Source organism: Sphingomonas sp. TF3, from assembly GCF_003985085.1.
In the GTDB taxonomy this organism is placed as follows: Bacteria; Pseudomonadota; Alphaproteobacteria; order Sphingomonadales; family Sphingomonadaceae; genus Sphingomonas.
In genome coordinates this window covers 1-18809 of sequence record NZ_RWKS01000038.1, presented here as the reverse complement: position 1 = coordinate 18809, position 18809 = coordinate 1, and the positions used below count along the sequence as shown (strand labels likewise).

Sequence of the window (18809 nt, the reverse complement as noted above, 5' to 3'; positions counted from 1 at the left end):
GCAGCGCGGTGGAATCGACGCCGATGCCATAGGCGAGGACGATCGGCGCCGGTGCGCCAGCCAGGAGCCTGTCGGGCTGCCTCGGCAAATCGGCGGGTCGGTGGGGAGACAGGACAGACATTGGGAGGCCTCGGGCTTGAAAGGCGGCAAATTGCCGCCTCTTCAGCCCCCCTTCTCTTTTCAGCGCGCGGACGACCCCGTGCGCTGGATGGCCTGGGCGACGCCCTGGATGGCGCCCGTCGCCATTTCAAGCCGGCGCGCGGCCTCCGCCGCGCCGTCGCACCCTTCGCCAGAGGCAAGCTCGATCATGAGAAAGGTGAAGGGCGTGGGGCGCGACGTTCCCGCCAGCACAGGTTGCGGGTCGTTTCCATCATGGGCGGTCCTTTTCAGAGCGGCCTGGGCTGCTGCGCATGCTGTTCGATATTGCCTGAGCGAAGTCATCGACTCCCCGCTGTCGCGCGCAGGGGAAGAGGTCGTGGCTGCTTAGGAGGCGGAACGAGCGGTCCAGCTCCATCGCGCAGAGCCAGCGGGGCTGGCCGTCGATCGCGACGAGCGTGAGCGGCAAGCGGCGAAAGCCGCCATAGGGCCGTGGCTCAACCGGATCACCGGGAAATCCGGCGAGCGTCCAGAAGCGCCAGCCCAGCGGGGCGACGGGATCAACGGACGTCGAGATCTCGAAGCGACCGACTTTCGCCGTGATTCTGATCATGCAGCGCGCTTTCGGGCGACGATCGCCATCAATTCTGAGAATCGGTCCAAAATGGTGGTAACCGACGGATAGCGATCTTCGAGACGGTGGCGCGCAAGGATCGGGCGCCGCGCCGCTGCGATGTCCTCGGCCTCGGGGCGTGACGGAAGGCGTGGCGGCCAACCGGCAACATAGCGCAAGCCCGCCGGCATTGCGGCCTCGATGCGCCGACGCTCCGCCTGGTCGGCCTTGGCGCGGACTATGTCTGAGTGGAGGGCGGGACCGAGCAGCTGCGGTGCGACGTCGGCCAGCCATCGTGTCGGTTGGAACGGAAAGGTCGAGCGTGCCTCGATGCCAACCAGCTCGCGGTAGACTTCGCCATTCGGCGGCGCTGCGGTTGAAGCCTGGAGGTCGTGGAGCGAGGCAAATATGCAGTATCGGCATGACAAGCGGGTCGAGCCCCACTCGGTATACGCCTCGTGCAGCGGGATGCCGAGGAGCTGGTGCGCTCGGAATACGTCGCCGGCCGTCCAGTCGGCGAGCGGATGCCAGAGCGACATGATCGTCCCCCGGCGGTTTCCGGCCTTGGCATGACGGTGATCTGCCTTGGCGACGGGTATCGCGGAGCGGTTGTGACTCTCGTCGCGGCGCAGACCGAGCACCGAGATGATGCGTTCACCGGGAAACATCCGCGCCACCGCCGGGCCGATGACTGCCGCCTTCATCTCCGACTGGCAGAACCGAAGTGAGGCCGAAGACCAGGGGCCTATGAGGTTATAGGTTTCCAGCGCTTCATAGCGCCGCTTGGCGTTTTCGAAGCGCTGGATCCAGCGGTCGACGAGGTCGCCTGCCGCCCGTCGAACAACGGTAAGCGGCATGCCCGCAAGCGCGGTGATGCGCGCCACCGTCGCGGGTGTGGACGCCCATTCGGCCCGCCCTAGATCCGCGTGGATGGCCATGCGTCGGGCGCGCGGATGCCCGAGAAGGTCAAGGTAGAGATTGACCGCGAACATGGCCGCACTGGAATCCTTGCCGCCTGAAACATTGAAGACGATCCGGGCGCCAGCGCGGATCGCATCGATGATCTCCGAGTCGATTGCCAGATTAGGCATCGCAGAAAGGATCGGCGGCACAGCCGGACATGCCGGTACGGACTGGTAAACGGCCATCGTAATACTCCTGCGGTGGGGATCAGGCGAAGAGCCGCGCCGGCTGGCCAGTGGGGGCGGCTAGGCGCAATTCGCGCCGAAGACGTGCGGCGAAGCGGTCGGGCGCCAGCAGCTCGTTGATGGATGCCCACCGATTGCGGTCACCGCAGTGATCGTCGCGACCGCGTACCTGGCGGAAGGCAACTTCGGTATCCGGCCCCATGCAACCGAGCGAAAGCCGGACCCAGAGCTCCTCGCCGTGCAGCGTGATCTCGCCAGAGACGGCAGGTCCGGCTTTGTTCGAGCGAATGTCGAAGCTGCGCTCGTCTAGTTCCAAGGCCTCGGCGAGGCGGCGCATCGCAGCCCGGCCTTCTGCATGAAAGACGCGCTTGGCTGCCTCGTCATAGCTGACGCCGCGATAAGCGAGCGTGCGCAAAACGGGATGCCGGCGGATCTCTGCAATCTGGTCGATACAGGTCCGGCGGAGGATCGTGTCGTCTGCAGCGCGAGCGCAGACGGTGCCCAGGTGGCGTGCAAGAAGGATAACGGCCGGGTCCGTTTCACTGTCCTTGCCGGCGTTGCGGCAGTCGGTGATGGCCGCATCGATCGCATGGAGCGCGGCAGCGATGGTGGTCAGTGCGCTGGGATCAAGCGCCTGTTGGTGACGCATTGCGACTTCATAGTGCATGGGGTGGGCCTCCGGTCTCGAGCGCAAATCCGCTCGCTCGGCCCCTCCCCCTCCCCTTTTCAATCGATCGCTGGCCATCGGCCAGGAGCGTCCGGCAGATCGCGCGTCACCCTTCTTGGTGATCCGATGCCTTTGCGAGCAGGACCCGCACGGCCCGTGCAAGGCCGGCCTCGCCGGTCTCGTTTACGATCTCGATGTCCGGTTTTTTGGCCCGTATTGCAGCGATGAGCGTTGCCGCGGGCCGGCCTTTCAACGGATAGGTATAGACCTCCCCGTCCTCGATCGTGATGACGTTGGTGCGCCTGCGCCGCCGAAGCAGCCCGAGATGCTCGGCTTCGTCCATCAGGCGCGCGATCTCGTTTTCGAGATCCGGCTCGAACGACATGCCGTGGAACGAGCGCGTCGGTCGGTTGACCCTGAGCCAGCTATTGACCTCGGCCTCGGTGATCGCCCTGACCTGGCGATAGTCGTCGGCGCCTCCGTGGCCGCGATTACTCGCGTGGAAGGCGAGCGCACCGTCTATCCAGATCTCTGCGGTGTAGCATGGCGTCTCTTCTGAGAGGGCCTTGATGATCCTGAGCTTGCGCAGTTCGATCAACATGGTGTGATCTCCTCATTGGGATGCAGCGCGACGCTCGCGCGAGGCCGGCGGCCACGCCCCGGCCCGATTGAACGCGCAATGTGGCCGGCGTAGACGGCGCAGGCTGCCCAGTAAGCCGCGACCGGCGGCTTGCGACTGCGCCAGCTCTTTTCCGCGCGCAGGCGAGCATCGCTCTGGATCTCGAGCAGAATGTCCTGAAGCGCGAGACGCGCTTCAGGATTGAGCGCCCGCAAGCGCGCCACGGACGGTAGGGCGAGGATCGGATTGCGCACCTCGGGCTTGGAGGACCGCGCGCTCACCGGATTGCGCCATGCAGCGGACTAACATCGTGATCTTGATAAAGAGCGGTGGGCATCGCGGGCAGCTCCTCGGCGTTCGAGAGCAGCTTCGGCCACCCCCTGATCGGACCTCAAAGCCCCCCTTCCCTCTCTCAGCCGGCGAGACTGTCCCGGTAGATGTCAGCCGCCCATTGCTCGATCCACGGCGCAGTCAGCTCGTCATGGTCGAGATCTTAGGTCTGGTTCGGCCTGTCCGATTAGGTCCAGTTGGCTGACCTTGAAGGGTTTTCGGGCGCGCTCGCTAACCGGACGTCTGGTTAGCCCCGCGCGCGGCTATTCTTCGGACGCATTCGGCGGGGCGATCGGCAGCATAGCAACATTGCGTCGGTCCCGAAGCTCGCGGACAAGGTCGGCATTGCGCTCCTCCAACCGCTTCGCGCGGCTCTCCGCGATCAACGCGCGCCGCAAGAGAGAGGCATTCTCGGTGGCCAGCACCCGGATCCGCACCTCCGCCTCCCCCTTTCCTCCATCCAGCTTTGGAACCTCATCCTGACCCGAAGCCGGAGATCGTTCAGCCTGAAGGGCACGGAGATCTTCAAGCACAGCGCGATGATTGGTGTAGAGCGCATTGCGTCCGATGCCGGCGTGCCGGGCCAGCGCCGCAACGGAGATTTCGGATTCAGGATCGGCGCGCAACACGGCGAGAGCTTCCCGCAGGCGGGTAGCGACCCGCTCGCGGCGACGCCCTTGGGGCGTATCAGCCGAGGTTGCCATCGGCGGGCTGCAAATCGAGATCGTCGATCACGCGGCGGCTCTCCTCGACCCGCGTGATCGCCAGATTTCGGCTTTCAGGGTCAAGGTCGGTTCTTTCCAGGAGAGCCAGGTTTCGTTTCAGGCGGGCTTCCCAGACCGGCTTGTGACGTTCGCTCACCGCGAAGTTCGCGCAAGTGACGCATGTGCCCTGCGTGCGGAGAACGGGATTGGGCTCTTTGTCGGACCCGAGGCAGGCAGACGTCTCCCGACGGTAGAGACAGTAGCCCCAGTCGCAGACGCCGAGCCTGATGTCGGTATCGGCCAACAGGCGGGTGATGTAGGCATCGAGGTCGCCATCGTGCGTGCGACCGCGGAACGGCGATCGCGCCGCAAGATCGCGCCCCGCCTTGCCGCCCAGGCGAGGCGCGACCAGCAACTCTTCGAGCGCGGCGCGGGTTTCTCGTGCCGCCTGGGCGTCGACCAGTTCAACCAGCTCGAAGTCCGTGCCGACATAGGCGCGGTCGGTCATGGCGCGGGTCACATGCCCGAGATGCTTGGCCAATGCCGCGAGACCGGTCCTGTCGCGCCGGCCCACGAACCGCGCGAAGGTCTTGCGGCCCTGGTGGGTGGCAAGCCTCCAGCTTTCACCGTTGATTTCGGGAAGGCGAAGCGCGGCCCCAATGCCGTCATTCAGGCGTATATTCATAGCCGAACTGGTGAGCGGCTCGATCGGCAATGCCGAGGTTCGGATCGCGCTCCCCGGGCGGACCTGGAGCAGCCAGAGATATTGTCGGCCGTCGATCGCTCGCCATGGTGCCGATAGGCGCTCAAGAACTTCGATGGCGCGAACGGCGGGTTCGGGGGCGATCCAGCGATGCGGCACTCCGTCTCCTGGAGCGTCCTTTCGGATCGTGCCGGTCAGATAGGCGAACATCTCCTGCTGCTCGCCCTGCACCCGCTCGATGCAACCGGCTTCCAGCGATAGGATTTCCGAAGCGCGCGGCCCAACGAGATAGGCGAGGACAATGAAGCAAGCCTCGTAGAGACGGGCCACCATGCCATTGAAGGTGAGCATCGGCTGGACCGTCAGCGGCTGAGCCTGCCCAGGAACAAACTCGATCGGTGGAGCAGCGTGCAGGTATCGGCGTATGCGCCTGGAACGCCCCGGTTTTGCATGCCCTTTTGCGGAAGCCGCATCGTGCAGCGCCTGTATGTCGTCACGCATATGAAGGATGGTATCGGCTGGCTCGCCGATGAGATGGAGCGCTCCCGCAACGAGCGGCATTGCGATTTCATCAGGCGTATAGGGCCACCGCTCGACCGGGCGCCAACGGCCCAGCTCATTGAGCGCAGGCGGCGCGGATTTCGGGGTGTCGGGAAGCTTCTCACGCTGTTGGTAAAACGCCCGCAGCAGCGTGCGGTAGTTGCTCGCGGTCGATAGCGCCATCGTGCCATTGTCTCTCGGGCGCTGGGCGAGATCATCGAATAGATGCCGGATGGCCTCGTCATCCAGTTCCGACCATCGAGCCAGGCCGCGGCCCGCCATCCATTCCAGCACGACCCGCTGGAGCGTTCCCTGCGTTCCAAGCGAACGTAACGAGAGCGCGGATCGACCGGGAGGTGGATCGCTGTGCATCGACCAGAGCAGATGCTTGCTCGCCTCGCGCAGCGTCCGCCAATGCGGCTCGTTGAACCGGCTTCCGTCGGGCAGTGTGAACCCCCAGTCGACGCGGAAGGTGGTGTCCCGCTGACCCACGACGCCTGTCGCCATCTGCCAATGGTCGTCGCCGAACATCGAGTGCGGAGAGACGCGCAGCGAGGCCTGCGGCAAGGCGAGGAGCGGAACGCTCATTCCAGTTCCGGGAGATCGGGGAGCATCGCGGCCCGTTGTTCTGCCTCCTCCCTCAAGTCGGGCGGGAACGCCGGAAGAAGATCATGTTCGAGCACCTGCAAGCTGGGCGCATAGAACAACGCCCAGCGAGCCGGATCGATCTGATCGCGGGCGTCGAGAAGATGCCGGCGAGCTTGCAGCACGCGCGCGAACCGCTCGACATCAAGCGGAACGATCAGCCCCGGACAGGCAAGGCAACCTCGCAGTCTCGGACAGAGATGCGGATTTCCGTCAGCGCCCTGTTCGACAGGCGCCAGACAACGATGCCCGAACAATGCCGTTACCGGGCCGTGGCGGGCGGGCTCCTTCCGGTCGGGTCCGCAGACCCAGGCTACCATGAGCTTCTGAAGGCGCGCGATCGTCTCCTGCTCGAGCTTCCGTGCGGCCGGTCCCTCGACGTAGCGATCGGTCGTGACGAGGCTGGCGTGATTGAGAACCGTCCCTGCCGCGCGCAGGTCGCCGCCAGAAGCCAGATAATGCTCCGTGGCGACGCTGCCGCGTAGTTGCGAGGCCGTGAACTTGGGCACCAGTGGTTTCGGTTGCTCCGGATGTGCGGTGTTCCAGCGTTCGATCCGCCTGTTGGTGCGGCCGATGAAGCGATTGATGAACCCGGGGATGCTGTCGGGCGCGATCAGGCCGGCAGGATAGTCGTGCCTGCGATAATAGGCCCGCGACAGATAGCGGATCAGGAACAGACATTCCCGTTCTTCAGGCGGAGCATGCTCGATCAGCGGCTCGGTCATCGCCAGCAGCATTTCGATCAGACGCGGTGCGGATCGCATTTTACGGCGGTCGAAGGACCGACGCTGCATTTTCGGAGTTCGACCGCCCCGCTGCTTGAGCCATTCCACCATGACCCGATGATCATCGAGTGGATGGGGCACGAGGCAGTCGCGGCGGATCGCCCGAAGAGGCTGGGGATTGGCGGCAAGCTGGATCGCCAGCGCGACAAAGAACGGCCCCATCGTGTGCGAGGTCAGGTGATAATGCTGAGCGATCGCCTCCTGACGTCCATGATGCTCGAGCGAGTTCGGGTTGATCCCGGCAGCGCGGATTGCCTCGCCGCTCGGAGCGATGCCGCCGCCGATCCGGTGGAGTTTCCACACCCAGCGCGCGAGCGCCTCTCTCGGACCAGTTCCCTCCGGGGGTTGGGGAGAGGCGATGATCTTCTGGCCGCGCTGGAACCGCGCCCATGCGATGTCGATCTCTTCATAGGCGGCCGCGAGGATCGTTTTCATTTCCGCTGCCGTGAGCCGGGCTTTGGGTTCTGGCGCCCACCCCGTGCTGGGGAACGGGCTGTAGGGGATGGCGAGCGCGCTCCCGAACAGATCCGGATCGGTCTGCTCGATGCGCTCGAGCAATGGTTTCAGGCTGGCGAAGCGTTGAGCCATCGTGGCTCGGCTGAGCTGGCGGCCTTCTATCGAGGGTGCCAGCGCATCAATGTAGCGCCGGATCGTGCCGGCGTTCACATCAGCAGCACAGCTTACGCCTTCTGTGCGTAGGAAGCGACCGAAGCGCCGGATCACTCTCCAGCGTCCGCGTCGTGTGGAGATCGAAGATCCGGCATCATGAACCCTGAACGCCTCGACAAAGGCGCAGGTGAGGTCATGTGGCATGTCGAGGGCGACCGGATCGAACGTCTGCACGACCTGTCCCCATTCATCACGAAAGGAGAAGCGTCGATCATCTGGCGCTTGCGCGGTCGATGCTCGATCGATCGCGATACGGCGGTCGATCCGTCCCTCAGCCAGCATCGTTGATCGCTTCGCCGTAGAGCCAGGCAAGGCTCTCGTTGATATCGGGTTCGTACAGCTCGACGCAGCGCAGGTAGATGGCGGTCGTCGCGATCGAGGCATGGCCCAACAGAACCTGGACGATCTTCAGCGGATTCAGCGCCGGATTGGCACGAGCCTGGATCTGAAGCCGCGTGAGCATCACCATCGCGAAGGTGTGACGGAGCCAATGCAGCGTGCCGGGCAACCCAGCGGCCGCGAACGCCTCGGACAGAAGCGCCGTCAGGCGTTTGCGCGTCATCGCACGGCCATGTTCATTCAGGAGAAGATTGGGCGGCGCCCTGTAGCGGGGATCGGCATTGCGCGCGCGCCGCACGATCCGGGCCCGGTCCTCTCCGATATACCAGTGCGTGCGATCAAGCAGGCGAACCGGCGGATAGACCGTTCGCGGCCGGTCGCCCTTGGTGATGCTGAGCGGCACGCCTACAAGCGGCGTCTCTTCCGGGTGAAGCGACCAGCTATCCGGTATCTGATCGACCGCCAGAGCACATAGTTCCTTGCGTCGAAGGCCTGCGCACAGCGCCCACTCCCCTGCAAGGCGCGCGGTCGGCGCAAGCTGCGCGAACAGCCTTGCCAGCTCATCGGGGCGCATTGGTCGTGGCAGTTGCTCCGGGACCGAGACCGTGAGGCTCCCGGTCGAACGGCGTCTGATCTGTGGCCCAACACGCGGTCCCCTGCCCTGCCGTGTCTGCAACGGTCGCGGGAACGCGCGATGCCGGATGAAGTCGTGATCGAGGGCCCAGGAATAGAAGCGATAGACGGTGGCAACCCGGGCATTGATGGTGGAGCGGGCAAACGGCCGCCCGGTATGCTGGCTCGGCCCTTCGAGCATTCGGGATCGATAAGCTGCGAGTATATGCTCGTCAGCGACATCCCATTTGATGTTGGACTGCTCGAGCGCATCGAACCACTCATACAGGTGCTCGCCATAGGTCCGTACCGTCTCCGAGGCCTGGGAGTGGCCATGAACCTCGGCATGTTCGAGCAGATAGGCAAAGGCCGGCTCGATGATGGCCATGTTCGCGTCGAACAGGATGGGGAACCCGGCGGGAATGCCGGGCTCACCTGGAACGGCACGGATGATCGTCACCATGGATCACACCTCCGCCTCACGCACGCGGGATCAGGGCGGTTATTCTAGCATCAGCCCGGCCTTTCCAGTTCGGACAGTCGGCTGAGCGAGCACTTTTTGGGCCGGGCGACACGACGCCTGTTCCAATTCATCCATATATCCACTATCTCGGATATATGGATACTGATTCGGCTATCACGGCCCTGGCCGCTCTCGCGCAGGGCACACGCCTTGACGCATTTCGGTTGCTGGTGCGCCACGAGCCCGAAGGATTGCCCGCCGGCGAGATCGCAAAAGCGCTCGACGTTCCTCAGAACACGATGTCCGCGCACCTCGCCGCGTTGACGCGCGCGGGCCTGCTGAAGTCCGAGCGGCAAAGCCGGTCGATCATCTACTGCGCCGACCTCGATGCGCTGCGCGCGCTGACCCTCTTTCTGGTGAAGGACTGCTGCGCCGGAAAACCGGAACTGTGTGCACCGCTCGTCGCCGAACTCGTCCCCTGCTGCTGACGGAGACTGCCATGTCCACCGATCGCGTGTTCAACGTCCTGTTCCTCTGCACCGGCAATTCGGCACGCTCGATCCTCGCCGAGAGCGCCATGAACAAGCTCGGCCAAGGTCGCTTCCATGCCTTCTCGGCCGGGAGCTATCCCAAGGGCGCGGTTAACCCCGACGCGCTCGCACTGCTGGAACGGCTCGACTATCCGACCGAGGGCCTGCGCTCGAAAAGCTGGGAGGAGTTTTCCCGGCCCGGTGCGCCGGTCATGGATTTCGTGTTCACCGTCTGCGACGACGCAGCCGGTGAAGTCTGCCCGGTATGGCCCGGCCATCCAATGACGGCCCATTGGGGCATCGAAGATCCAAGCCATGTCCAGGGCGGTGACATAGAGCGCGAACGCGCTTTCGTGATGGCGCTGAACTATCTGGAAAACCGTATCCGGCTGTTCATCTCGCTGCCGATCGACAAGCTCGAAGCCACGGCGCTGACCGCCAAGCTGCGCGAGATCGGCCATACCGAAGGCTCGACCACTCGCCGGGGAGATGCGGCGTGACCGACATCATCGTCTATCACAACCCGGAGTGCGGCACGTCGCGCAACGTGGTGGGCCTGATCCGCAATGCCGGGATCGAGCCGCATGTCATCGAATATCTGAAGACCCCACCGTCGCGGCCATTGCTGGTCCAGCTCATCGCGCGCGCCGGGATCACGCCGCGCGAGCTGCTGCGCGAGAAGGGCACGCCCTATGCCGAACTAGGCCTGGGCGATCCCTCGCTGTCAGATGAAGCCCTGATCGACGCAATGATGGCACACCCGATCCTCATCAACCGGCCGCTGGTCGTCTCGCCGCTCGGCGTGAAACTGTGTCGCCCTTCGGAGGCGGTACTGGACCTGCTACCCGCACCGCAACAGGGCGCATTCGCCAAGGAGGACGGCCAACAGGTCGTCGATGCGGCCGGCGCGCGGGTGATCTGAGGCATGGCGACCGTTCTCGACGCCACGCCGGCTCGTCCCGGCATCTCCTTCTTCGAGCGCTATCTGACCCTGTGGGTGGCGCTCTGCATCGTTGCTGGGATCGCGCTCGGCCATATGTTGCCCGGCCTGTTCGGCGCGATTGCCTCCGCCGAGGTGGCGCGGGTCAATCTCGTCGTCGCGGTGCTGATCTGGCTGATGATCGTGCCGATGCTGCTCAAGATCGACTTCGGCGCGCTGGGATCGGTGCGCCAGCATTGGAAGGGCGTCGGTGTCACGCTGTTCATCAATTGGGCGGTCAAGCCTTTCTCGATGGCGCTGCTCGGCACGCTGTTCCTGGGCTGGATGTTCGCGCCGTTGCTGCCGGCGGGCGAAGCGCCGTCCTATATCGCCGGGCTGATCCTGCTGGCGGCTGCGCCCTGCACGGCAATGGTGTTCGTGTGGTCGAACCTCTGCGACGGCGAACCCAATTACACGTTGAGCCAGGTGGCGCTGAACGACCTCATCATGGTGTTCGCCTTCGCACCGCTGGTCGGGCTGCTGCTCGGCGTCGCCTCGGTGACGGTGCCGTGGGATACGCTGTTGCTCTCGGTCGGCCTCTACATTGTCGTGCCGGTGATCGTCGCGCAGCTCGTCCGTCGCGCCGTGCTGGCATCAGGCGGACAGGCCGCGCTTGACCGGCTGCTGGCCCGGCTCGGGCCGGTGTCGCTCACCGCCCTGCTGGCGACGCTGATGTTGCTGTTCGGCTTCCAGGGCGAGGCAATCGTCGCGCAGCCCTTTGTGATCGCGCTCATCGCCGTGCCGATTCTGGTACAGGTCTATTTCAATGCCGGGCTGGCCTATTGGCTGAGCCGCCGTTTTGGCGTCGCATGGTGCGTGGCGGCGCCCGCCGCGCTGATCGGCGCGTCCAATTTCTTCGAGCTGGCGGTGGCCGCCGCAATAAGCCTGTTCGGCCTCAAGTCCGGCGCCGCGCTCGCCACGGTGGTTGGCGTGCTGGTCGAGGTGCCGGTGATGCTGTCGGTCGTGGCGATCGTGAAGCGGACACGCGGCTGGTATGAGAAGGGAGCCGCTGCTTGACCCGTATCAGCGAGTTGACCGACCCGGATCATCTGCCGGCGCTCGATCTCCGCTATGTCCATGAGCGGCCCGCGTTCGGGCTTGGTGCGGGCGATCCACCGCCGCGTATCCTGCTGCTCTATGGTTCATTGCGCGAACGGTCCTTCTCGCGTTTCGCAGTCGAGGAGGCGGCACGGTTGCTCCAGTTCTTCGGGGCGGAGACGCGCATCTTCGATCCGACCGACCTGCCGTTGCCCGATCAGGTGAAGGGCGACGATCATCCCGCCGTCCATGAACTGCGCGACCATGCCATGTGGTCGGAGGGCATGGTGTGGTGCAGCCCGGAGCGTCACGGCCAGATCACCGGTATCATGAAAGCGCAGATCGACCATCTGCCGCTGGAGATGAAGGGGATGCGCCCGACCCAGGGCCGCACGCTGGCGGTGATGCAGGTGTCGGGCGGATCGCAGTCGTTCAACGCGGTCAACACGCTCCGGCTGCTCGGCCGCTGGATGCGGATGTTCACCATCCCCAACCAGTCAAGCGTGGCGATGGCCTACAAGGAGTTCGACGAAGCCGGTAGCATGAAGCCCTCCAGTTACTATGACCGCATCGTCGATGTGATGGAGGAGCTGGTGCGCTTTACCGTGCTCACCCGTGGGCACGCCGTGCAGCTCGTCGACCGCTATTCGGAGCGGAAGGCGGAGGCGGCAAAGCAGGATGCCGCCCCCGATCTGGCATCGCAGTCGATCGCTTAAGTCGAGCGCCTCGCCAAGCGAGGGATCAGGCCGACCACCGCCAGCTCTTTGGGTTAGCGCGGCGGTCGGCCTGATCCCTCTCCGCATCCGTTCCTAATGAGACAGATCAGAGGACCGGACCTAAGAGCTCTCCGGCTTCGATCAGGTCCCGGATTTCAGCGCGCGCTTGAGCGATCGCCGCCTCCCACGGGTCGACAAGTAGCGGGCTGAGGTGGGCTGGCCGGATCTGAGGAAGCTGGCGAGGCCCCTCTTTCAACCGAGCGCGCTGCGCATCAACCCATTGCTCGAGATGATTGGCGACGAACGCGTCGGTCTTGCTGGTGCCACCGCGCAACGCTGCGCGCCGCGCGCCGACGCCGTAAGCCTGGCTGTCGATCGATGCGACGCGGTGGCGATAGGGAAGCAGAAACGGGAGCGCAGTCCCTTTGACCCCAAATGCATGCAGCCGGATTCCTGCTGGCAGGACGCGATCAAGGTGGTCGATCACCGCGATCAGACCTTCGGGACCATGGATATCGCGTCGGCACATGCTGCCGACGCCCAGCAGCGCGCCCGGGCGAAACAACCCGCTCAGCGCGTCGGCACAGCGCTCATAGTCGGTCGGACTGCGGCCTTGAATGACCGGCATCATGCTTTCGGCGATGCCGTGGTCGCCGGCCAGTCGCCAGCAGTCGCGATTGGCGCGGATGGTGCGCGACAAGCGATCCGTCACTTCCTCGCGATCGGCGGCAATTTCGTGCTCGACGCAATAGTCAGCGCTTGCCCACCATTGGAAGGGGTGGGCTGCCGCGAGAGCGACATAGTCGGCCAGCGTCCATGGGAAGCCGCCGTAGCGCGAGGCAGCGACAAAGCCGGCAGAATCGAGACAGAGACCTACTAGGCCGACTGCGTTGCCGAGCTGTTCGGTTCGCCAACCGCTCCATTCACGCCAACCTCTTTTGGCAGCCCAGCGGGAGAGGCCGTTGGCCGAAATGAGAGCGGTGGTCTGCAGCGCCCGGGCGCGCTGGAGGATGGGGCCCTCGCGGAGATGCGGAAGCCCAACGATGATGTCGATCGGCATGATGGCCCTCCGGAGGTGAGCAGTCATGCGCTTGACCGGCGCACGTGTTCACGTTACGTTCCCGATCGCTGGAGACTTGCGATGAAGAAGACCGTTTTTCACGATCGATTTGATCTCGACATCACGCTGCGAGACGCCGCCTTGGATGCCGACAACCGGCCGACACGTCGCATGATCGCGAACGCGGCCATCGGCATGGACGTCGAGGACGCCTATTACTCGGTTCGTGAACTTCGTGAGGCGATCGCCTGGACGCACGAGGGCGATCTAGCGGCCAAGCGAAAGCTCGCCGAGATACTCGCCAATGACGGCGCGGACGATTTCCAGCGCTGTATCTATTTCTGTCTTGCGGGTCGGGGTGTGGTCGACATGCTCGACGACCTCGAATGGCTGGAAGATCTGCTGGAGCGTCGTGGACGCGTGGCGGGCGAAATTCGACGGATGAAGTGTCGGTGCATGCCGCTCGCCAAGCCTTATGTGGCGGACGCTCCCGATGGACCGTTGGTCAAGCTCGACGCCGAGTTTGAACAGGGGCCTTCCTGGTGGGCCGATCCCTCGCTTACGGCCTGAGGTCAGACGGACGGGTCAATCTGATCGGCGCTCGCACTGAAGACGCTCTCCACGCCGCCAATTGGAAGGCTCGATCCAGTGTCCGGCTAAAGCCCCTGCCCTTGCATCTTTGGCTTGGGAAAAGGCGGCGGCGTAGCGGGCGGCACGGCGGGGATCACTGCGAAGATATTGGGCCTCGGGGACGGCGAGCCCGGCACGAATCAGGCGTTCTCCAAGGTCGCTGCCTTCGACGGTCACCGTGGCCACAGGGCGGCCGTATGTGCTTGATGAGGTGAGTCTGATTTCGGCCGTCTTCGAACGAAGCAAGTTCGCGACGAAGTCCTGCGCCGCCTTTCCGCACTGCCAGCAGTCACCACGGCGTTCGCACTGCTGGCGGCGTTCGAAGGCGTCGACGCCGAGAAGACGGAAGTCGACGGCGACGGTGTCGCCGTCTAGCGCGCGCGCTTTGGCGTTGAAGCTCTGGTCAGCGGCCACTTGGGCCGACGCCCCGCAGCAGGCAAAGACGAGCGCAGCGAGAACCATCGCTCGCATCATGACACGATCTCAACCTCGACATGTGCATCGCGCGATGGCGAAGTTGAGACGTGAAATGGTTGCAAAGGGTTTCCGGTACGAACGATGCTGACGCGGCCAGGCTGCGCATCAAAAAGCCGGGATGCAACGCGGTGCGCATTTTCACGGCTGCACAGGAGATAGCGTTTGGGCGACAGCCAAGGTGCTGGGGCAAACATGTCGAATCCTTTTCACAGACATCATGGCCCGGACGCGCGGCCTCAGGCAAATATCGTCTTATGGACTTTGGTTACCGGAACGACCGTCCATTCTCGTTCCATGAAGCGGCTGATCGCATAGCCGGTGCGGGTCTCGGGGTCGCGAAAGCTCAGCCGCCGGCCGCGTCTCACCACGATGAATTCGTCCCCGACATGGCCGTCCGTGAAGGTTAGGGCTGCGGCGAGCTTGATGCGGTCGCCGTCTTCGATCTTACGGGCACGCCGCTCGAGATTGGTGCGACAGCGCCGACGCCAGTCGAGCGCGTGCTCCTTGTCGGTCGGGGTCAGGAGTTCGAGGATATGGGCAGGACAGTTGTCCTCACACGGTCCCATCGATTCATCCATGTCCTTGTAACCGAAATGCTCGCCGGTCTTGCTCTTTGGATTCCAGGTCACCTTGCAGACGATCGCAAAGACCTCTCCGCCAACGCCATCGACCATGACCTGGGCGGCGGCGTAATAGGTCCGGTTCTGCGGGCAGGATGAGGCTAGCAGCTTCAACCCTTTGGCGACGCCGTCCACGTCACGGCTGTAGGTGAACTGTGCATCGAGATACGCCTTGGCGGTCGCGTGGCCGCCCATGTGGTAACGCGACATTGTGAGCCAGCCCATGCCGGGTCTCCTTGGTATAAGCTTTGAAAACTACCAGTCGTGGACCTGCAGCGCGTCGATCGGCGCGCAGTCGCGGTCGAACTGGATCCACGTGGCGCCCGCGGCCTCAGCGAGCGCGAGGCAGGCGCGCAGCGAGGACGGCATGGCGTCGCGGCCCGGGGATCGGACCCAGACGAACCATCCATATTGCTGCCAGCGCTCGGCGACGATCTGGCCCTGCCAAATGTCGGGGACGTCGCGGGCTGCTGCCGGAAGAGGGTTTTCGACAAGAGCATCGAGTTCGCGCGCGGTCTGCTCATCGACATGTCCGGTTGAAAGACAGGCGAGCATTTGGATCTCGAGAGTCATGCCAGCCTCCTTCAAGCTGCTTCGGCCAAAAGCTCATCGCCCTCGGCCGATGCCTCGGACGGCGAGGCTGCGGCGGGATCGGCCCCGAAGGCGATCATGTAGTTGAATGCCTGCTCGGCCTTGGACGCTGCGTGGATGATGGCGGTCTTGTCGCCGCGCAGGATACCCAGCCAGTGGCCGACATAGCTGGCATGACTGTCATGCAGCTCATTCGGGAGACCGAGATGGGCGCAGACCAAACCGCTGCCGATCTCGGCAACCAGTTCCTCGAAACTATAGGCTTTGTCGCCGAACCGTTTCCCGAAAGTGCGCGCCAGGCGCTTGGTGCCGCCGGTCCAATGGGTGGTCTCGTGCGCCCGGACCGATGCGTAATGGTCCATCGTCCGAAAGGTCCGCTGATGCGGCATCTGGATGTAGTCGAGGGTGGGCGTGAAAAAGGCCTGATCCCCGCCATGCCGGACCTCGGCTGGGATTACCTCGAAGAAGGCATCGATCGCCGCCTGATGCTGCGAAGGATCGATCGGCGCCGGATCTTCGATCGCCGGATAGTAATGAGCTGGAAGGCCGTCGATCTGGTCGGCGTTGAAGACGATGTAGTGGCGCAGGAAGCGAATGCTTCGCTCCTTTTCGGCACCAGTGACAGGGTTCGCCTCGGTCTTCTTGAAGCTTGAATAATAGACCGACAGTGAGCCGACCTCACCGCGGCGGACATGGCCACCGAGCGCCTCGGCCTGGCGGTACGTCATCCAGTAGCGCGACCGGTACCCTTGCGCGTCGCCGATCGCCCAGAGGTAAAAAGTGTTGATGCCAGTATAGGGCGTGCCGCAATGACGGAGCGGCCGGCCACCGCTTCCCTGGACGCGCCAGGGACGACTCCAGGGCGGAACGCCCTCCTCGAGCTTCTTGATGATAAGGTTGGTGATCTCTGCCGCGACATCGCGGCTCGGTTTCGCTGTAGCGGACATGACGATCAGCTCCGGAAAACGGGCACAAGGGGCCGCCGGTGCTGTGCATCGGCGGACTGGTGCCCAGCAGGAGGACGAGTGATGGGGCGGGAACCGCCGGCACGCCGCCGGCCCCGCCCCGCTCAGCGGTCAGGCAGCGGGTTCGAGCACCTCGTCGCCAGCCTGGGACGAGTCAGCGGCCGCGTCGGCAACACCGCCCGAATCGTCTTCGTCATGTTCTGCCTCATCGGCCTCGATGACGACGTCCTCGGGCTGCCTGTCGAGGAACCGCATCGCGTTTGGTACCCAGGCGAGGGCCGCTTCCTTGACCTCAGCTTCGACGATTGTGTCGCCTGCGAAGAGCTTCTCGCAGCTCGCTGAGATCTCGGTCTTTTTGAGCGAGGCATGCCGGCCGCTGAGCGCGGGCCCGCCCACTTCGTCGAGAAGGCTGAGGATACTGCCCTTGTTCACCCGGTCGAAGAAGTTCTCCGACGTCGGGCGCCACCAGCTGGCGACATCGATTTCGAGGATCGATGCCAGTCGGTTGTGAAGGGGGATCTGCTCGTTGCTGATGCCCGGCTTCGCCTCGAGCGAGATCGCCACGATGTAGGCAAGCCAGTTAGCCTTGCTGTCATCGTCGAGCGCCCGGAAGCCCTCGAAGCGTTCGACTTCGTTTTCGTGCTCGGTCCAGCCCGCGTCGAGACTTTCATGAGCCTCCGCCAGATAGTCCCGCGCGCGCGACGTGGGCATGTCGCCGGTGTTCGGGTCCTGCGGCCCGCTCGCGCGGATCGTGGTTCCGTATTTCGTCGAGTTGTAGGTGTAGCGGCTCGACGTCTTGGTCCGGGCATCGACCATCACGAACAACCCATAGTCGAGCGCCAGTGCGGGCTGGGCGAGGAGGCAGGACGCGAGAATGTCACGGCGTTGCATCGCCAGTTCGTCATAGAGGCGGGAGCTGAGCGGCTTGCCCCCCGGCGCCACGGCCTCGGGGCGATGGCTCGGCTCGGACGGCTTGGGGCCGCCGATGCGGAAACCACCTGACGACCGTTCGCCATCCTCGCCCTCGCTGCCCTCGTCGTCAGCGGGCTCCTCGCTGAGGATCTGCTGCTCGCTGTAATATTGGGTGTCGAGTACCATCGCACCCTGCGGCGTGAGGAGCAGGAACGCGCCGACATGCGCTTTCAGTTCGTCCGGGAGAACGGGTGCGCGGTTCTCGATCGCCTCGGCCTCCTGGATCAGGCGATCATCTTCCTGGTCGAGCAACTTGAAGTCTTCTTCGAGGAGAGACTCGTCCTGCATCTCGGTTTCGAGCTCGGAACGCCGCTCGTCGATTGCGGTCAGGCGAAGCGCCTGTTCCTCAGTCAGGTCGGGCTGGCGAAGGATGGCCCGATAGAGACCGTGCGCCGCATTATGCGCGTAGTTGCTGGCGATCGGTCGGATCCATGCAAGACCGGTCTCCTCGCCGACGCGCTTGGCCTCGGCTTCCATGATCTCGCCGGCGAGCCGATGCGCGATCTCGGGATCGACCCACCGGTCGTTGCCGTCGGTGAACAGGTCGCCATCGATCTTGCCCCCCGCGTCAATATAGCGGGTCTCGCCGACCAGAATGGCGATCGGGTCATTCGCCTTCAGGGTCTCGTTGGCGATGACGCGACGAATCGTGTCAGCGTTCACATAGCTGTTCTGGTAGTTGTTCCAGACCAGAAGCTGCTTCTCCTGGTTCTCGGTCGACGCATAGGCCTTGGCGACGTCGAGGGTGATTTCACCGGAGCTCAAGGCTTCGAAGATCGGCTCGGCAAGGGCGGCGAGACGGAGGCGTCCTTCGACGAAACGACGCGTGACGCCGAATCGCTTGGCGACAGCATCAATATCGCCACTCGTTCCGATGAAGTGCTGGAACGCGCGGCATTCCTCGGCCGGCGTCATTTTGAGCTGCTGGAAGTTGGTCGCCGTCGAGGTTTCGGAGAGCGTCGCCTCATCGGCCTGAAGCACCATCACGGGCACGTCATAGTCGTCGGCCTTGATCGTGCCTGCGTCGGCGAGACGCTGAAGCGCGCGAAGGCGGCGGCCACCATCGAACACCTCAAAGGTGCCGCGTGGTTTTTTGGCCGGCGTGACGAGCAGGTTCTGGAGAACGCCTCGCGCCTCGATATCGGCCGCCATCTGCGGAATCTGCAGCTTTTCTTCGGGCAGTCGGCGGACATTGATTGGCGAGAGACGGAGCTTGTTGAGCTTCATGGTCTGGATCACTGGAGTAACTCCTTCTGGCATCCGGCACATCCCGGACACCACTCCCGATCCCCCTTCCC

Annotated in this window: 22 protein-coding genes; 6 read left to right on the top strand and 16 right to left on the bottom strand. The window is 64.2% G+C overall.

What is annotated here, in order from left to right:
* Positions 1-180 precede the first annotated feature (180 nt).
* From EJC47_RS21465 to EJC47_RS19545, 10 genes are all read right to left on the bottom strand, one after another.
* Entirely contained in the window at positions 181-309 is a 129-nt protein-coding gene (locus EJC47_RS21465; protein ID WP_260591682.1) for a hypothetical protein, read from the bottom strand.
* A 61-nt stretch (positions 310-370) separates the two neighbouring features.
* On the bottom strand, positions 371-709 hold the full coding sequence (locus tag EJC47_RS19585) for a transposase (protein ID WP_126849398.1): 339 nt from the start codon (positions 707-709) through the stop codon (positions 371-373).
* The gene (locus tag EJC47_RS19580; RefSeq protein ID WP_312845360.1) at positions 706-1821 is read right to left on the bottom strand and encodes a phosphoadenosine phosphosulfate reductase domain-containing protein; all 1116 of its coding nucleotides are present in this window, start codon (positions 1819-1821) and stop codon (positions 706-708) included. The genes EJC47_RS19585 and EJC47_RS19580 overlap by 4 nt, the downstream gene beginning before the upstream one ends.
* Positions 1822-1879: 58 nt before the next feature.
* Positions 1880-2524 carry a hypothetical protein gene (locus tag EJC47_RS19575; protein ID WP_126849396.1) on the bottom strand — a complete coding sequence of 215 codons (645 nt, stop codon included), beginning with the start codon at positions 2522-2524 and terminating at the stop codon, positions 1880-1882.
* A gap of 106 nt (positions 2525-2630) precedes the next feature.
* Positions 2631-3125: a hypothetical protein gene (locus EJC47_RS19570; RefSeq protein WP_126849395.1), complete on the bottom strand. Its 495-nt coding sequence runs from the start codon at positions 3123-3125 to the stop codon at positions 2631-2633.
* Entirely contained in the window at positions 3119-3424 is a 306-nt protein-coding gene (locus EJC47_RS19565; protein ID WP_126849394.1) for a hypothetical protein, read from the bottom strand. Before EJC47_RS19565 ends, EJC47_RS19570 begins: the two co-directional genes overlap by 7 nt.
* Before the next feature lie 312 nt (positions 3425-3736).
* Positions 3737-4177 carry a hypothetical protein gene (locus EJC47_RS19560; protein WP_047100430.1) on the bottom strand — a complete coding sequence of 147 codons (441 nt, stop codon included), beginning with the start codon at positions 4175-4177 and terminating at the stop codon, positions 3737-3739.
* A complete protein-coding gene (locus EJC47_RS19555; RefSeq protein ID WP_260591681.1) occupies positions 4161-5951 on the bottom strand; it encodes an integrase in 1791 nt (596 codons plus the stop codon). Before EJC47_RS19555 ends, EJC47_RS19560 begins: the two co-directional genes overlap by 17 nt.
* A gap of 53 nt (positions 5952-6004) precedes the next feature.
* Positions 6005-7801 carry a site-specific integrase gene (locus EJC47_RS19550; protein ID WP_126014903.1) on the bottom strand — a complete coding sequence of 599 codons (1797 nt, stop codon included), beginning with the start codon at positions 7799-7801 and terminating at the stop codon, positions 6005-6007.
* A complete protein-coding gene (locus EJC47_RS19545) occupies positions 7791-8933 on the bottom strand; it encodes a tyrosine-type recombinase/integrase (RefSeq protein WP_047100428.1) in 1143 nt (380 codons plus the stop codon). The genes EJC47_RS19550 and EJC47_RS19545 overlap by 11 nt, the downstream gene beginning before the upstream one ends.
* Before the next feature lie 155 nt (positions 8934-9088).
* Here EJC47_RS19545 and EJC47_RS19540 point away from each other — a divergent pair, with 155 nt between their 5' ends.
* From EJC47_RS19540 to arsH, 5 genes are read left to right on the top strand one after another with little or no spacing between them, the layout of a single operon-like run.
* Positions 9089-9421: an ArsR/SmtB family transcription factor gene (locus EJC47_RS19540; RefSeq protein WP_047100427.1), complete on the top strand. Its 333-nt coding sequence runs from the start codon at positions 9089-9091 to the stop codon at positions 9419-9421.
* A gap of 11 nt (positions 9422-9432) precedes the next feature.
* Complete coding sequence (locus tag EJC47_RS19535) at positions 9433-9963, top strand: arsenate reductase ArsC (protein ID WP_107394420.1); 531 nt, start codon at positions 9433-9435, stop codon at positions 9961-9963.
* Positions 9960-10385 carry an arsenate reductase (glutaredoxin) gene (gene arsC, locus EJC47_RS19530; RefSeq protein WP_047100425.1) on the top strand — a complete coding sequence of 142 codons (426 nt, stop codon included), beginning with the start codon at positions 9960-9962 and terminating at the stop codon, positions 10383-10385. Before EJC47_RS19535 ends, arsC begins: the two co-directional genes overlap by 4 nt.
* A 3-nt stretch (positions 10386-10388) precedes the next feature.
* Positions 10389-11459, top strand: a complete 1071-nt coding sequence (arsB, locus tag EJC47_RS19525) for an ACR3 family arsenite efflux transporter (protein WP_047100424.1) — start codon at positions 10389-10391, stop codon at positions 11457-11459.
* Positions 11456-12196 (top strand): arsenical resistance protein ArsH, encoded by a 741-nt coding sequence (gene arsH, locus EJC47_RS19520; RefSeq protein WP_126849393.1) that lies wholly within the window; start codon positions 11456-11458, stop codon positions 12194-12196. The genes arsB and arsH overlap by 4 nt, the downstream gene beginning before the upstream one ends.
* A gap of 106 nt (positions 12197-12302) precedes the next feature.
* Here arsH and EJC47_RS19515 read toward each other — a convergent pair whose 3' ends face one another.
* Complete coding sequence (locus EJC47_RS19515; protein WP_126849392.1) at positions 12303-13256, bottom strand: deazapurine DNA modification protein DpdA family protein; 954 nt, start codon at positions 13254-13256, stop codon at positions 12303-12305.
* 81 nt (positions 13257-13337) lie between these two features.
* On the opposite strand from EJC47_RS19515, the gene EJC47_RS19510 reads away from it, so the two are divergent.
* On the top strand, positions 13338-13826 hold the full coding sequence (locus tag EJC47_RS19510) for a hypothetical protein (RefSeq protein WP_126849391.1): 489 nt from the start codon (positions 13338-13340) through the stop codon (positions 13824-13826).
* A gap of 15 nt (positions 13827-13841) precedes the next feature.
* On the opposite strand, the gene EJC47_RS19505 is transcribed toward EJC47_RS19510, so the two are convergent.
* The 5 genes from EJC47_RS19505 to EJC47_RS19480 form a co-directional block, all read right to left on the bottom strand.
* Positions 13842-14360 carry a thermonuclease family protein gene (locus EJC47_RS19505; protein ID WP_126849390.1) on the bottom strand — a complete coding sequence of 173 codons (519 nt, stop codon included), beginning with the start codon at positions 14358-14360 and terminating at the stop codon, positions 13842-13844.
* A 239-nt stretch (positions 14361-14599) separates the two neighbouring features.
* Entirely contained in the window at positions 14600-15208 is a 609-nt protein-coding gene (locus EJC47_RS19495; RefSeq protein ID WP_126849389.1) for a DUF6927 domain-containing protein, read from the bottom strand.
* A gap of 30 nt (positions 15209-15238) precedes the next feature.
* On the bottom strand, positions 15239-15556 hold the full coding sequence (locus EJC47_RS19490; RefSeq protein WP_126849388.1) for a hypothetical protein: 318 nt from the start codon (positions 15554-15556) through the stop codon (positions 15239-15241).
* A gap of 11 nt (positions 15557-15567) precedes the next feature.
* Positions 15568-16521, bottom strand: coding sequence for an ArdC family protein (locus EJC47_RS19485; RefSeq protein ID WP_010405810.1), 954 nt, complete (start codon positions 16519-16521; stop codon positions 15568-15570).
* Between the two features lie 129 nt (positions 16522-16650).
* On the bottom strand, positions 16651-18750 hold the full coding sequence (locus EJC47_RS19480) for a ParB/RepB/Spo0J family partition protein (protein ID WP_010405811.1): 2100 nt from the start codon (positions 18748-18750) through the stop codon (positions 16651-16653).
* Positions 18751-18809 lie beyond the last annotated feature (59 nt).